The 15,836-nt window shown below is 63.1% G+C and carries 7 protein-coding genes; 4 read left to right on the forward strand and 3 right to left on the reverse strand.

Features of this window, described 5'->3' with window-relative positions; genetic code table 11:
• Positions 1–988: 988 nt before the first annotated feature.
• Entirely contained in the window at positions 989–7,351 is a 6,363-nt protein-coding gene (locus O3S82_RS12715; RefSeq protein ID WP_269303266.1) for an RHS repeat-associated core domain-containing protein, read from the reverse strand.
• Positions 7,352–9,127: 1,776 nt separating this feature from the next.
• On the reverse strand, positions 9,128–9,640 hold the full coding sequence (locus tag O3S82_RS12720) for a hypothetical protein (protein ID WP_269303268.1): 513 nt from the start codon (positions 9,638–9,640) through the stop codon (positions 9,128–9,130).
• 355 nt (positions 9,641–9,995) lie between these two features.
• Between O3S82_RS12720 and O3S82_RS12725 the strand changes: the two genes are divergently transcribed.
• Both O3S82_RS12725 and mobF read left to right on the forward strand, forming a co-directional pair.
• Complete coding sequence (locus O3S82_RS12725; RefSeq protein ID WP_269307062.1) at positions 9,996–10,673, forward strand: nuclease-related domain-containing protein; 678 nt, start codon at positions 9,996–9,998, stop codon at positions 10,671–10,673.
• 395 nt (positions 10,674–11,068) lie between these two features.
• The gene (gene mobF / locus O3S82_RS12730; RefSeq protein WP_269303269.1) at positions 11,069–13,648 is read left to right on the forward strand and encodes a MobF family relaxase; all 2,580 of its coding nucleotides are present in this window, start codon (positions 11,069–11,071) and stop codon (positions 13,646–13,648) included.
• A 10-nt stretch (positions 13,649–13,658) separates the two neighbouring features.
• Here mobF and O3S82_RS12735 read toward each other — a convergent pair whose 3' ends face one another.
• Positions 13,659–14,261 carry a helix-turn-helix domain-containing protein gene (locus tag O3S82_RS12735; RefSeq protein WP_269303270.1) on the reverse strand — a complete coding sequence of 201 codons (603 nt, stop codon included), beginning with the start codon at positions 14,259–14,261 and terminating at the stop codon, positions 13,659–13,661.
• Positions 14,262–14,368: 107 nt separating this feature from the next.
• Here O3S82_RS12735 and O3S82_RS12740 point away from each other — a divergent pair, with 107 nt between their 5' ends.
• Complete coding sequence (locus O3S82_RS12740; RefSeq protein WP_269303272.1) at positions 14,369–14,602, forward strand: helix-turn-helix domain-containing protein; 234 nt, start codon at positions 14,369–14,371, stop codon at positions 14,600–14,602.
• 59 nt (positions 14,603–14,661) lie between these two features.
• Positions 14,662–15,783: a tyrosine-type recombinase/integrase gene (locus tag O3S82_RS12745; protein ID WP_269303274.1), complete on the forward strand. Its 1,122-nt coding sequence runs from the start codon at positions 14,662–14,664 to the stop codon at positions 15,781–15,783.
• Positions 15,784–15,836: the final 53 nt, after the last annotated feature.

The raw sequence follows: 15,836 nt of genomic DNA on the forward strand, positions 1-15,836 counted from the left end.
AGTTCGCCAACAGCAGCGTTTAGATGCCCACGACGAAACAACCGGGACAACTCAGACGGATCTAACTTTGGCATGGACAGGCCATCAAGTCTTACGAGGACCAGATCCAATTCTGAAACTGGCGGACGCCGACTTCCAATCGAAACCGTCAGTTGCCAAACCGAGGTAGCCGCAAAGCCGGCAGCGAGAACGACAAGAAACATATCCCTAGGCAGTTTGCAAGCCCCGAGGGAAAGGACTACCAAGACGACGACGACGGCGGCGAAGCCGGCGAGCGAGATCACCCGTCTCATTCGACCACGCATCGCAACCCGCGCTGCCACTCCGGCGTCGCCTAGATCAACCTCGTACGGATAGGACACATTCACTCCATCAGCATTAGCCCTTCGCACTCTACCTGGCCGGAACCGCAAGAGAGTTTACTCGAGCTCCGCACTGTATCTTACTCCTTTCTCACGACATGCGGATTCAAGAAGATCGCTCAACCTCACGATATCGGAGCCGAGCGGAGCGAGTAATCTCGGCAATCGCACGAAGTCGCCAGACCTGCTAGCGACCAAGATGCTGGGGAATCCAATGCTGCCACTCGCAAATGCTCCCAATAGGTTCCACACGGGTTCACCAGCTTGGAGTTCGACTCGCTGAACGTCCTCCCACGCGGTCTTGAATAGAACAGCGTGACGCACTCGCACTGATACGGCTTCCGCGGTAATGACCACGCACCGGCGGCCAATGACCTCGGCCAGCCAAGCCAACGCCACGGCGACGGCCGTTAGCCCCAGCACGACGGCAGCCAACGCCAGTCGACCCTCGACCCTGAACACCACAAGGACGATCATCAGATAGAAGAGGGCCACCGCTACGACAACGGGCAGATATGCCAGCGCTGACGGCCACCGCCGCGGAATCCATACAGCGCCACCATCGAACGATTCGCGCCAAGGCTCGTCTTTGTCTTCTCGTCGAACCACGCTCAGTCACACCTCACTCAGCACTTGACCTGCCGGACCGAGGGAAACCCGGTGTGAACCTCAAGCATGACGCACCGCTTCCGGTAGTGCGCGATATTCGCAGCAAGGGAGATCATCGCGGCAACCCCAAAGCCCAAACTACGGAACAATGTCTTTTTTAGACTACTTGAAGCATTTTTCAGGATCGGGTCGTTTCTCGTAATCCGCTTAATGATGTAATCGAGAGCCGAATTGTACATCCCCATCGCAGTGCCGACATTGCGCGCCTTCTTTGTTTCGCTCTTATTCCATTTGATCGAATAATAGAATCCAATCGGAACAGTCATGCACCATCGATTTCCGTTCCGGGAGTACTTGCATTTCGAGTACGTATACCACTTGAATGAGGTCTTATACATACCGGTTAGATCAAACCAGTTGATAGGATCCGCTGGATAGATATAGGCGTTGTCGTTTCCGCCGGCGATGGGGTCCCGGGTGAGGAACCTGCCGGTGAACGGGTTGTAGAGGCGGGCGCCCATCAGGGTGAGATCGCCAAGAGCGATGGTAGTGTCGCGTTGGCTTTTCCCGAGCCAACCGTACCTGCCAGATGCCTTAACAGTTTGCGGGAGGCCGTACTCGGTGGTTTCTCCGTAGCTCATGAGGGTGCCGGCGTTGCCTCCGGTGAGGTCCCATCCGCCGACGACGTCTCCGTCAAGATTGCCTAGCTGAGCTTGAGTGACCCCGGCGTCGTTCGTTGTCAGATGGAGGCCGGAACCGAGCCCTGCAACGTATCTGGTCCACGACTCTTCCCACGACGTTGATCCGTCCTCGCGGGTCTTAAAGGTGCTCCAGGCGGGCGAGTCGCTCTTATCCGCGTAATGGTTGCTGATTTGTGCGATGTCCAGGGCCGCGACTGCCGTCGTGATCTGTCGGACTCGGCCTGCAGGGTCGAGATCATAGGTCTGCGTTTCACCGGTCGTGGAGATCGACCGGACCATATCGTTCGCGTGATAGCCAACAGTCAGATCGACCCCGGTTGACAAGTCGGCGCCGGGGACAGTCAGTGACCTTCCCAGTTGGTCGTATGTGTAACCGCTGAGAGTGGAACGGTCGGCCGAATCGTAGGAGCGGTTCGTCAAGCTTGCGGCGGTCGCGTCTTGACAACTGCCGCCGGTTCCTGGGTCGTAGGAGGTCAGGCTGGTCCGGTTCGATTCGACGCTGAATCCGTAGGTTCGGGTGTTGCACTGATGGGTCGGGGTGCCACCTACATCGGCGGTAACCACGTCCTCGACCTTGGTGAGTCGGTTGCGGCCGTCGTAAGAATAGGTCTTGGTCGACAAGATCTGCTTATCTTGACGGATCTGCCCCGTGGTGTTGGTGATCTGTGAGAATCCCAGTTGCCCGCCGTCGCCGAGGTCATGAACCAGGTTCCGTGCAGCGCCGTTGAGGTCATACGTCCATTCGCTGGTCACACTATCGGTGACTTGGAGAGTCAGGTTCCCCTCCGAATCGTAGGCGCCGGTCTGCTCGACCCCAGTTACCCCCGTTTCAAGACGTGTCACGAGACCCCGGCGTTCCTTCGCCGCCTGAGCGTCGGTTCCGTCGTAGTGGTACGTGTACGTGCCCTTGCCGTCGTTGAATGTCGATACTCGTCCTGCGCTGTCGTATGTGGTGGCAGCGATGTTGCCGTATCCATCGGACTGAGTGGTGACCCGGGCCCAGCTGTCATAGTTGGAGACCCCGTCATGGGTGCCATTGCTGATAGATACCAGGAGACCAGTCACATCGTCGTACTCGAAGGACGTATTCGGCACGTCGGTATCGGCAACACCCGGCGTCGACACTGATGTTTGCACCGAACGTCCCGCCGAGTCGAATTCTTCGGTCGTTACACGGCGTTCGGCGCCGCCCACCACTTCAGCAATTCGCACCGGGGAGAGCCACAGGTCGTACTTGGTTATGACGGTTTCGGGAATGTCTCCGCCTGTCGGTTGCATGGCTGGTCCGGTCCAGCAGACCAGATCGATCCAGGCGGGCTTGTGCCGGCACTCGGCTCTCGTTGCGCTGTTGTCGGCAGTGTAGAGAACGGTGTTGGTCCATCGCGCCTGGTCGTTGTCAGCGACGCCTTGAGGGGTCCGGGTCTGGAACACGGCTCCTTGGCTGTCGAGGCGAGTGACCGTGGTCGACTGAGCGGAAGTGCCAACTCCGGTGATCGTCTTAGTGGGAGTGAACAGTTCCCACCCACTACCGTCGCCGTCAACTACTGGCGCGTACTCATAGCGCGTGGTTCTAGTGTCAATAGTTGTGGGCGACGCGCTCGGCGCCGGATCGGTGGTGGTCGAGATCCTTTTTCGTACTGCGAGGTTAAATCCACCCTCGTTAATCTCGGCCGGTCGGCCTGGCCGCAGGGCGGCGGGGACTTCATCGTCGTAGTCAGTTTCGGCCAAAGCACGCCCGATCATGACATCACCGCTGTCGGTCATGACCTCGTGCATCGGCCCATAGATCTGCTCAAGGCGCACTCCGGCCGCGATTGCCGCCTCACCATTGGCAGCCTCTTTGGCGGTGTTGTACACCATCAGAGTCGAGTACATTGACGCCGTTTCAGGACCTTGGTCCAGTACCTTCAGCCGGGCCGCCGGCGATAGTTCGGAGGTGATGTTGCCGAGTTCGTCGTAACCGGTCGTGGTGATCTGCCATCGCCCGGCACCGTACTCGGCGGTGTTGGTAACCCGACCATTAGTGGTGAAGTACGAGAGATCAGCATACTCGTTGCGTTCTGCCGTGTTCAGACCCGACGGAATACCGGGTGAGTAAACAGCTGCCCCGTCGGCAGGCTGTCCTGCCGGGTCGCTTTGACCCCAGCCACTGGTAGCTGGCGGCGACAAATCTGGGAACCCGTCGTTGGCCTGGTTCAAGCCAATCGAATAGTCAATCGTCCACGCCGCATACGAACCTGAAGGTCGTTCGCGGGTTACTTCCTCGACCTTGCCGTCGGCGTCGTAGGTGATTTCCCACGGCTTCAGACCGGATTCGGTGATTGTGGCGAGCTGGGGCCGATTCGCTGGCCCACTATAGGTGTAGGTGGTCTTCAGCGCGGGACTGATCCGTGGGTCCCAAGCTTCGACGAGTTTGCCGGCGTCATAGGCGTATTCGGCAACGGCGACCCTGTCCATGTCGGCGCCACCAGTCTTGTCCGGATTCCAAAGATGCGCCCACACCTTGGCCAGACGAGTACCGGTACCGGCGCCCGTGTACTCCAATTCCAAGGCTCGACAGCCCGCTTCGCGAGTGGTCGCGTTGCAAGTTACGCCAGCTGGTGTCGGGCTAAAGATCCACGTCGTTCGGCCGTCGGCGTCTGAGGCATAGGTAGTAGTCGAGTTGTCCTCTGGTCCCTCGACCTGCTCAACCCAGAACACCGCCGGCGCTGCTTCAGTCCACGACCCGACAGTCTTGGAGGTCGCCCATCGAGTGATCGTCCCGTCCTCCTGAGTCAACGTAAGCCTGAAGGTTGCGGCACCGGAGGCCGGCGTGAGGGTGAGTCGGTCGTTGTCGGTGGCATTCTCACCCACTGGAACGTAGGAGCCGGTCGCCAAGGAGCCTCGAGTCCCGGAGTCGTGCCGGTAAACGTAGGAAGCACCTTGGGAATCGACTAGCGTGATCGACCCGTCCACTCCGGTCCTGTCGGTCACAGTGAACCCAGCTTGCCCTGCCTCGCCACCACCGATGTCGGATGTCCAGCCCGGGCCAAACACACCGGTAGGCCCGCCGGAATAGGTGCCAGCCATCGACAGATGAGACCGGCCCAGCGACATCCCCGCGACATCAACATCGGAAGCAGAGTGCTGTAGCTCGCCGGTAAATAGGCTCACCTGGCCGGGACCAAGGTCTGCGGTGGGGAACGTGCCGCCGAATGCGTGAGGCACGACGGTGGCTCGTCGTAGTTCTGACACATCGGTCGTCGCAGGACCCTCAAAGACCACCCGGATCTCGATCAGCGCACCATCCGTTTGGTTCAACTCAGTAGACGCATCCCACACCAGCCCCTCCGGTGTAGACATGCCGGCCGATCCGGTACTGGACAAGTTTCCGTCCCAGGATCCTCCCGTCGCCGTCTTCACCTCGGTAGCGTTGGCCCACTCAGCAAGCGGGTTAGCCGTGGCGGGCGCCCGGCGCCATTGAACCTTGGCCGAGGTCGCGTGCGTGGGTCCAGTTGCGGAGATGGGGAACCACGACGTCGACCGGTCGCCGTCTGAGGGCAAGATGATCGCTCCCGACCCGACGCCGAATCCCGCTAACGACTCGTTGCTGGTTGTCCCGGCCCGAGAGTATGCGATCGCTCGAACCGACACCGTCCCCACCGTAGGAACACTGATGCTCCCGGTCGCGGCGTCACCCCCAGTCACCAGCACAGTCTTCTGCGTCGCGGTGCTCGACGTTGAGGTCGTGATCTTGAATGCCACGTCATAGGCGCCGGTTGTCGTATAGGTGCAGTTCGTGGCCCCCGCCGGTGGGGTTTCGTACCACTCGTCCATTGCGTACCCGTTACTGCAGGAGATCGCCGTGATCGTTGGCTTCGCCGTATCAACTACGAAGCTCCGCCAACCGGACCACAACGTCAAACCCTGCGCATCCTTGGCCTGAACTCGCGCGTAGTAGGTTCCGCCGCTCGTGAGCGTGCCGTCCGGCTGACATGAACCGCTGGCACCTGAGGCGACCGATACAGCGCACGAGCCCACCAACGTGTTATTCGTGCCGGCGGTCGACGTGTGCGTTTGAAACGTCAACGTCACATTCGAGTTCTGGTCGTTGCCCGTCGCGCTGAATGTCGGGGTCGACGTAGGCACGTACATGGTCGACCCAACCGTCCGGTATGCCCCCGGTGTCGGCACGGTCACGCTGGTAGGCGGAGAGTTGTAGGTGACCGACAGGACGGGGTTTTTTGCCGCGGTGTTGCAGTAGGAGACGGCGGCGCTTTCGTTGGCAGAGCAGAAACGGCGCGAGAAGTTGTAGTTCGACGCATACTCCGACGGGACTGAGAACTGCACGCCGTAATTGGGCGTGCTGCCACTCGCCCACGCTTGGGCCATGTTCTTCAAATTGGTCGTGACCCAGCCCCCTGTGCTCAGACACGGCCCGTCAGTCGTGCTCGAGCCGTATGTCGAGATCACGCCCGGCCGGTTGGAGAAGACCGTCCCGGCCACCAAGTCTGCTGACAAGGCCCGCGCGTTCATCTGCCGACCACAGGCGGTTGACATGTACTGCCAGAGCTTCGCCGAGGCGGACAAGATGGTCTTGCCCGCTAGCTGCGAATTGTTCCACTTCACGTAGGTAAGCCACTGATCAGTGGACGTCGCTTCCTGTAGGCGCCCAACCCACAGCCGCGCGTCCGTGCCCTTGGGGTCCGTAATACCGTTTCGCACCATCGTGTCGCTGGTGAGCGTCACTCGGGAGATGTCCGGGTCCACGATCACTGGGTAGACCGTCTCGGGATCCTGCAAGAACCCGGCTTCCGGTTCGAGCGTCAACTCCGATCGGGCCACGTCCCCGCTGCTTGAAACCTCGTCCAAGGTTGGCGTGACCGCCACAACGTTGATCGGGTCGCCTCCTGCGTCGACCTGGGCGTCCCACGCCTTCATCGGTGCGGTGGTGGCGACCTTCTTGTCGTTACTGTCGGTCACTTCCAACTCGCCCTTGGCGGTCGTATCCAACGACAGATTCTCGGTCTTCAGTCCCATCGTGAGCGCAGGGTCGTCCTCGGCCGGGGGCTCATTGAGCCGAATGTGGGCCGCTACGCCCGTCTTCGTCGCGATCACCAGAAGATCGGTCGTCTCGCTCAACTTGTATGTCGCCACGCCGCCGTCGATGTCCGGCTCCGGCAGCCTCTCAGGCCAAGTCACCGACAATGCCTGATCCTCATCCAGATTCACCGTCGCAGCAAGCTTCGATCCTCCGCCGCCGATCGTCACATCCGACGGGGCGACCTTCGGCGCGTACGAACCATCCGCCCCCTCGACTAGGTCAAGATCAACGTCCTGCCAATCGCCGTCTTTACCTTGGAGCCGTTGGATGCCCGCTGAGGTCTCCAACGTCGAAGTGCCATCGGGGTTCACGAAGGTCTTGGACGTCTCCGTCCTTTGCGACAGGTCCTCTACCGACTCATCGATCACTCGCGCCGTCGCACCCGCCGACACCGCGTCCGGACGATCCGGCACACCATCGCCATCAGAATCCACAGCCTTCGGCGCGACATCATCTTGCTCAGTTTCAGCCGTCGGCTTCTCTTCGGCCGATACAGGCCCCGGGATCGCCGTTACGATCAGCGCCGAAACCGCCAAGGCCGCCACCAACGCCCACCAGCGCCGAGGAAACAACAGACCAGACCAAGTGAGATGCATCCGCACTGAATAGCTCCGCAATCCGTCGAAAGAACGTGAGCGAAACCTCACGTTGCATTCGGCAGTGTGCCAGATCGAAAGGAAAGATGCTTAGAATTCGGGCTATCGCCACTTGGAGAGTCAGTGACCACATGAGCATCAGCTGACACGGGGTGCTGCAATATCTCGGCGGACGTCTCGGTTACGGAGCTTGAATGGCTCTGCTCACGATGGTCTCGACTCGATGGGTTCAATCGGCCGTGGCCGTCGAGTCTTCGACGTCGGTGGTAAGTTCATTCGATCCCAGGCACGATCGCGATTCGCAGGCCGTCACGCGTCGCCCACGATCACGGTCGAGGCCGTCGCGTCGCAGATTCTCGCCGTCAGTTGGATGCGAGCTCAGTCAAGACTCGCGCAGTGTCGCCTCATGCAGGTTGCCTTTACGCATTCGGGTAATCACCTCGTTCAGCGCCTTCGTCGGTCGGCATCCGTGCTGATCGATTCGTCTACTGGGCTGCGTACGCACAGGGGAACGAGTGGAGTTCCTGAAATCGCGACAGACGAATACCGTGGCCGTGATTGCGCCGGTTCGTCGGCGCGTCCGGTTCGGCCGCGGCGTAGATGCGGATCCACTCGTGGATTTAGTCGGCCCTTCGATCGACGTTGGCGTAACGATCGAGGGCGACCACGGGCACCCAAGAGCGGATGTGCCCGGTTCATCGACTATTGATCTCCTGACCTGCAGGAACCTCTCGCCATCGCTCGGGTCTCGTCGTAAGCCGGTCGACCAGCCGCTCATCCTCGAGCTTGTCGTAGGTCACTCCCGCCACGATCTCCGGCGGCGCCCTTCGGCGCTGCCTGTTCTGGCTTCGTCACCGACTCTTCTTCTTGGGCTTGCTCGCTGGGGCCTTCTCCTGCGCTGTGGGCGCGGACTCTGGCGCCTGGGAGGGCGGCGACTCGGCCGCCTAGGCCTCGACGTTTGCCGAGCATCGAGCCGTAGTCTCGTCGTGCCATCAATGGCCCCCATTGCGGTGAGGTCGGCCCTGTGGGTAAGGAGCTCGGCGTTGACCTTGCGGAAATCCTCGACGGCGCGCAGAGTACGCGGACCGCCCGGGTACTGGGTGGTGGACCTCCAGACTGCCGGGGGCGTCTGCAATCTCGAACGTGATCCATCGGCCGTCGACCGAGACGGAAGTCGCAGGAACATCCTCTGGGGTTCTCCGCCGGCGAGACGTCGGGACACCCGGATCGACGTGTCGGTCTCCGCATCCCATCTCGGCCACGCGACCCCAACCTCCGGACGCAAGACAAACGGCGTGGCGGCCGTCGGCGGAGTTCACCGGGCTGACGCGTCGCGTACGAAGGTCAGTTCGCCGGTCGCCAAAGACCGCAGGTAGATCCACCTCGACACGGCACTGCCCGGCTCGAAGACGGCCGTTGAGCCCATTCCGCTCTGAGCGGAAGCCCGGACTCGTCATTCGATATGCTCGTCGTCACGCCGGAATCCCGCCGCCACGCGAACAACACCTTGTCACGGGGACGCCGTGTACGGAGTGGGAGCCAGAGTGGTCGTCGTCGGCGCGACATGCCGGTACCGTTACGGCGACACGACACGACCGCGCAAGCCCTTCCCTGCTTGACCAGCAGGACTCGGAAGGTGTCGAGCGTCTCGACCGCTGTCCAAAGGGCCGGCCTGCGGTGCTCCGCTGATGTACTTAGGGAGCCTTCTGCTCAACCGCACCAGAGGCGCACCGCGGCTTGAACATCTCACCGAGCCGAACAGCGCGCGAGGCGCGGTCAGATGAATTGGACAGCTAGACCGCTGTTCACCTTGCCCACCCCCGAGAACTTCCACGGTTCGAGCGAGAAGTCACGCAATTCGCGCAGGAGCATCGCGGGGTCCGGTCGTGTGCCGATGAGCGCATCCGACGCAGCTCGATGCTCGGCGGTCTCCTGCCCTCGGTATACCTCGATGGCCCGCCCCTCGTCGATCGCTCTGCGACACACGGCTCTTGTGTAGTAGGCCACGAACTGCCCATCGGCGAGCGCCTCTGCCGCAGCGACGACGTTCACGATCTTTCCGTCGCTCTGCTGAGCAGCAAAGAGCCCCGAGGTCGCGAGTTCATGAGTCAAGGACTCGGTGTCGCCGCTATCGAACGCCGCGCGCTGGGCGTCGAAGTAGATGTCGTCAGTACCGGCGAGTGCGCGCCGGCTCGTGTACACGCGGGCAGCCGACACGTCAGACTCAAGTTCCTCCAACATCACGTGGCGTGTCGCAGAATCGAGGTCAACCAGATTGAAGTGGGCCATGCACGGAGGCTACGCCCACTTCCTGCCGGTAGAAGTCCTTTTGCACGCCTTACCCGTCGGTCGGGCTCATATCCAGATCATACGACAGCGGCACCGCGAGTAGGCGCGCCTGTCCGTCCGAGCGAAAGACCGAGATGAGGAGTGGCGCTTCAATTCTCATATAGCTCAGGTTGCCCTCCGTTACATCAACAGTCGATCTATCCCGGCCCCGATCCGACGACATCTCGAAACCCCCAGTGGCTCCTCACAGAGGCTGCCAAGATGGGCGGACCGTGGCGACGAGTTCAGCTTCATCGTCACATCGGTTCTCAGGAACTTGAGGGATCGCGTCGTGGCTAGTGAATCTGCGGACGAGGTGGCCCACCGTGCGCGGGCGAAGGCCGAGCGACTCCTGCGACACGCAGAACTCTTCGGGGGGGCCGCTGGCGAACGCGCCGTGGGCGCGCTGCTCGACAGCCTGCCTCCCGAGTGGACAGTCCTGCGCGACGTCCGCTGGCCCGGCCGCGAGCGCGCAAGCGTCGATCACGTCCTGATCGGCCCGACGGGTGTCTACGTCATCGACTCCAAGAACTGGTCCGGCCGGGATCACCCTGCACAAGGGCATGCTTCGCCAGACGGCTACAACCGCTCGAAGGCGATCGCGGGCGCCATCGAGGCCGCCGCGGCCATCAGTTCGTTGGTCCCCACCCTCGACGACCGCATGTTCGCGCCAGTCATCCGCTTCGCGGGCGACAGCACGGCCTTAGGCATGGCAGATGGCCTACACGTATGCCGCATCGACAACCTCGTCAACCTGTTGACCTCTCGTCCCCGGGTACTCAGTCCCGCGTGGCTCGCGTTCCTGCACTTCGAACTCGACACGTCGACCTGGCAAGCCACAGCGAGCAACCGTCACGTTTCGCACGCGCCTGAGCCGCCGCTCCCGCCTCGACCCACGCCTGCGAACACGCAGCCCGCTGATCGGGAAACGCCAGGACCACAGCGCAGAGGTGGGACCCTTCGTCGTATCGCTGCGGGAGTCTTCGTGTGGTGATTCGGCTGTCTCGCCCTCTACTACGTCGTTGGCCACATGGCGGAGTACTCCCCCAACTTCCTCGGGCTGGCGAATATCGTGTTGGCAGTCTGCATTGTCGCCCGACTCGCACGAGGACCGAGCCGACGTAAGCCGAGAAGGACCCGCTGACCAACTCACGGGTGGCGACGTCGACTGACTGAACTTCGCCGACCGTCGCTGGCCGTGCGAGGCCTTTCATTCTCTCTCTTTTTCCAGTCATGAATGGTCGCCAGCAACAGTTCCTTTCGTGCGGCACGCATGCTACGAAGGACGTAGATGGGGTTGTCCGGAAACGGGCGGCCCTTGAGTCATTTCTAGGGGTCCGTTGGTTGTCGACGGCCCCCGTCGGGGCGGTGATTCCAGTGCACGGCGGTGTGAAGTTCTACCGCGGCGAAGCGAAGGCCGCACGTGCCTACGTGGAACGCGATCGCTCCCGCGCCGACGACTACTACCTCGGCGAGGGCACCGGGGTCGCTGAACGGCTCAGCACCACCCGAGATGGCATCTACCGGGCCGGTTCGATGGATGGCGCGACTTACGAGAAGTGGGTCGCTGGCATCGACGTCGACTCGGGCACCAGGAAGGGGCGGCTCCGTGACGACGCGAATGCTCTTCGGTTCGTCGAGATCACGGTCAACGGGCCGAAGACCTGGTCGCTGGCCGCTGCTCTTCATCCGGAGATCTCGGCCGCGCTGGACGCGGCACAGGATCGGGCAGCGAACCAGATCGTCGGCTGGATCGCCGAACACGCGACCACCCGCGTGGGTCCGCGCGGACGGCAGGTGCAGGTACCACTCGAGTCGATTGAGGCCGCCGTCATCCGGCACTACACGTCGCGCGCTGGTGATCCGCACCGACACCTTCACCTTCAGATCAACGCCCGAGTCTGGGCAGCGGGGGCATGGCGCGGCATTCACTCGGTCGGGATCCGGGACAGCATCGAAGCCATCAACGGGATAGGCCACGCCGTGGTCGCCACCGATCCCCTCTTCCGATCGGTCCTCGCAGCGCACGGGTTCGCGCTCGATACCGAGACGAGCGAAATTCGCGAGCTCCTCCCCTACGTCGGTGCGTTCAGCGCGCGGACCGCGCAGATCCACCGCAACGTCGAGCGGTACGAAGCGGCCTGGCGCAGCGATCACCACGGCGAGGAACCCGGTCCGCGGCTGCGCGAGGCTTGGGACAGGCGTGCGTGGGCAACAGCGCGCCCCGACAAGGTCGTGCCGAAGGATGGCAGAGAACTCGTGGCGCGGTGGAACGCCGAGCTGCGCGAGCTCGGTTACGACGACCCGACCGGCCCTGTCCCGCTAGCCGGGACCCACGCGGGATCGATCGACCGCGCTGCCGCCGCCGAGCTCGTGATCGCGATGCTCGGTGCCAAACGATCGGCGTGGAACTGCGCTGACATCCGTGGGAAGACCGAGGTCCTGCTCGCACAGTCCGGACTCATCGCCGATCCGGCCGCGAGGACCGAACTCGCCGAGGACATCACCGCTCGCGCCGTCGACCGGTGCGTCGAGCTGCTCAGCGGGGCGGAGGTTCCCGAGCACGTCCGATCGCTGTGCTCACGGGCGGTGCTCGACGTCGAGGACGACATCGTCGACCGGATCGCGCGGCGTGGGACTCTGCCAGCCCGCATGGCTCGCATCACCGGGCGCGGCCTGGTGCGGATCGACCCGATTCAGGCCGCCGTGGTTAGTGCCCTGGCCGGCGACGGACCGTTGGTCGTGGTCGAGGGTGCAGCCGGCGCCGGAAAGACGACCGCCCTGCGCTCAGTCAGGGACGCGCTGACGCAGCGAGGCCACCGACTGATGGTGGTGACACCGACGTTGAAAGCGGCCGCGGTCGCCGCCGCCGAGATCAGAGCCGAGGGCCATTCCGCCGCTTGGCTGATCCACCAACACGGGTGGCGGTGGTCTGCCGACGGCGTCTGGACCCGCCAATCGACCCGGGCTCCGTGTAGCGCGGCTCGGCTCTGTGCCGGCGACCTCCTACTCATCGACGAAGCAGGGATGCTCGACCAAGACACCGCGCGAGCACTCCTCACCCTCGCCGACGAGACGGGGGCACGTGTGGCCTTCGTCGGTGACCGCCATCAACTGCCAGCCGTAGGTCGCGGCGGTGTTCTCGACCATGCCATCGCTTGGGCACACCCGACCACGGTGACGAGACTCGACAAGGTCCACCGGTTCAACGATCCCGAATACGCTGCGTTGAGCCTGCGGATGCGTACTGGTGAGGACCCCGGCGCCGTCTTCGATGCGCTCCGCCGACGAGGGCAGATCGTGGTCCACGCATCCGAACCTGAACGTACCGCCGCCCTTGCTGCAGCCGGGATGTCCGGCCACCTAATCGTCGCAGACACGCGTGAGCAAGTCGCGGAACTGAACGCCGCCATTCGAGACCGCAGGAACGTTGCCCCACCTGCGCTGTGCATCACGACCACACACGGCGAGCAGATCGGGCTCGGCGACCGAGTCGCCACCCGCCGCAACGAGCCGAGTCTCCAGGTTGCGAACCGTCAGACATGGACCGTGGCCAAGATCGAGGACGACGGCAGACTGCTCCTGCGTGGCCACGGACGGAATCGCGAGATCCCGGCTGACTACGCGGCACGGTTCGTGGAACTCGCCTACGCCCGCACCGTCCACGGTACCCAAGGAGAAACCGTCGACGTCGCACACGTCGCCATCGGCGAGAGCACCGGAGCCGCAGCGGCCTACGTCGCCATGACCCGGGGTCGCGAATCGGACCTGGCCCACTTGGTCGCCCACTCGGTGGACGACGCCCGCCTGCAGTGGATCGACGTGTTCAGCCGCGACCGCGCGGACCTCGGACCCGCCCATGCGCGCAAGCAGGCAGTCGATGCGATCGACCGCTACGGATCACAACCCAGGCATCGACCGATACCGCCAGCCCGTCCCCAGAGCCGCAGCCCTGGGCTCGAGGCCTGAGGTGACCGGGCTAGGTCTTCCGCCGCTTCCTGGGCGGGTAACACCACCCAAGCTTGGCTGCGATCTCTGCGTTGTAGCCGCCGGGGTCCAGCGGCGGTTCGTCGCGCCGTAATGCACCACTGGCAGCATCGATCGCCGGCTGCCACGCCGCCCGGAGTTCGTCCGGGATGTCCATATCCGGCCACGCCTCAACGAGTAGGGCCCCGTCCACGGTGAGCTCCATGATGGTGGTGAAGCCCTGTTGGAGCGCAATCTCGTAGAACTCGATTCGGTCTTGGCGATCGGCAAGGTCCCACATGTCCTTCCCGCCCGTCACGGACCTGAAGAACCAGACCTGAACCCGAGCGAAGCACTGGGGCGTGCACACTCGCCACAACCGCTCCGGATAGATGAACGTCTCGGAGTCGTCCTCGTCCCACAGCGGGAGCGGCTCGACGACCAATTTCGCATCGGCAGCGTCGACAAGACGATCCACCACGTCCAGCGTCGGTGACTTGCGCTTCCGCTCGTACTCCGAAATCGACGACTGTTGCGTCTGCGCGCGTCTCGCTAGCTCGGCCTGCGTCATCCCCGCAGCCCGTCTCGCTGCCTCGATGACAGTCTCCGACTCCATCACCAGATTATCGCTCATCATCGATGTTTTAGTCCGCACACCTTCACGGGGAGGTCGGAAACGCCGACCCCGACCCATTCGGGTCGATCTCATCGAGGAGCAGGACCATGACCGCAGAACCCATCCACTCGGAGCGCCCCACCTCGAACCTGGGCGACGAGATGCTCAGCCTCCAGGAGGCTTGCCGGCTCCTCCGCGTCCCCGAAGGCACCCTGCGCTACTGGAGGCACCTCGGCTGTGGACCGCGCAGTTTCAAGGTCGGCCGCCACGTCCGCTACTGGCGCGCCGATCTCATCATGTGGCTCACCGAGCAAACCAACCGTCCACAGGACCACCGCTGAACAGCACCAGTGTCCGATCCCAGAGAGACGATGAAGTCAGATCCGGAAGGAGCATCACCATGGCCGGAAACATCGCGAAACGGCCCAACGGCAAGTGGCGGGCCAGGTACCGCGACGAGGGCGGCAACGAGCACGCCCGTCACTTCGACAGAAAGATCGATGCGCAGCGCTGGCTCGACGAGACCTCGGCATCGTTGATCGCCGGTACCTACGCCGACCCCAAGGCCGGTCGCATCACCTTCGCCGCGTTCTACGGAGAGTGGTCATCGCGACAGGTATGGGTGCCAGGCACAGTGCTCGCGATGTCCCTCGCCGCGCGATCCGTGCCGTTCGGCGACAAGCCGATCAAAGACGTGCGCCGGTCCGAGGTCGAGGCGTGGATCAAGACAATGGACTCGGCTCGGCTCGCACCAGGAACCATCAAGACACGCTACGTCAACGTCCGATCGGTCTTCCGCGCCGCCCTGAATGACAGGGTGATCGGGTCCGATCCGACTGACGGCATACGGCTCCCCCGAGGCCGTCGCGCCGACGCCGCCATGTCGATCCCCACTCCCGAGGAGGTGGGGCGACTTCTAACCGTTGCCGACGAGCGCTTTAGGACGTTCATCGCCCTGTGCGCGTTCGCCGGGCTCCGACTGGGCGAGACGGCGGCCGTCCAAGCTGGCGACATCAACTTCCTGCGCAAGTCGCTCACGGTAAGTCGCCAGGTACAGCGGTCCGCGGGAGGAGCTGTCGACGTGCGGGCACCGAAGTACGGCTCTGAACGAGGAGTCTTCCTCGCGGACAGCCTCGTCGAGCTGCTCGCCCAGCACATCGCCGTCCACGGCACCCACGGGCCACGCCAGTGGATCTTCGTGGGTGGCGGTGACGATCCGCCTCACCAGAACACCGTGGGATACTGGTGGCGCAAGACCCTGCGTAACGCCGACCTGGCTGGCATCAAGTTGCACGATCTGCGGCACTTCTACGCCTCAGGACTGATAGCCGCCGGCTGTGATGTCGTGACAGTGCAACGCTCACTCGGCCACGCCAAGGCGACGACGACTCTGAACACATACGCTCACCTGTGGCCAAGCGCCGAGGACCGCACACGCAAAGCCGCAGAGTCAATCTTCTTGACGTCACTCGGTTGCCGGACCAACAACCGCTCGGCGGGAGGGGCCGGCCTGAGCGATTAGAGTCGCCACACTCAGTCGCTCGGGAGCGTCCGGCGCAGCACGCTTCCTGATCC

The sequence above is a fragment of the Aeromicrobium sp. HA genome (genome assembly GCF_027171405.1).
Classification (GTDB): Bacteria; Actinomycetota; Actinomycetes; order Propionibacteriales; family Nocardioidaceae; genus Aeromicrobium; species Aeromicrobium tamlense.

What these genes read in the sequence shown, in the direction of transcription:
- O3S82_RS12720 (WP_269303268.1), bottom strand. Translation starts at nt 9,640, where the DNA reads ATGGCCCACTTCAATCTGGTTGACCTCGATTCTGCGACACGCCACGTG.
- O3S82_RS12740 (WP_269303272.1), top strand. Translation starts at nt 14,369, where the DNA reads ATGACCGCAGAACCCATCCACTCGGAGCGCCCCACCTCGAACCTGGGC.
- O3S82_RS12745 (WP_269303274.1), top strand. Translation starts at nt 14,662, where the DNA reads ATGGCCGGAAACATCGCGAAACGGCCCAACGGCAAGTGGCGGGCCAGG.
- O3S82_RS12735 (WP_269303270.1), bottom strand. Translation starts at nt 14,261, where the DNA reads ATGGAGTCGGAGACTGTCATCGAGGCAGCGAGACGGGCTGCGGGGATG.
- O3S82_RS12715 (WP_269303266.1), bottom strand. Translation starts at nt 7,351, where the DNA reads ATGCATCTCACTTGGTCTGGTCTGTTGTTTCCTCGGCGCTGGTGGGCG.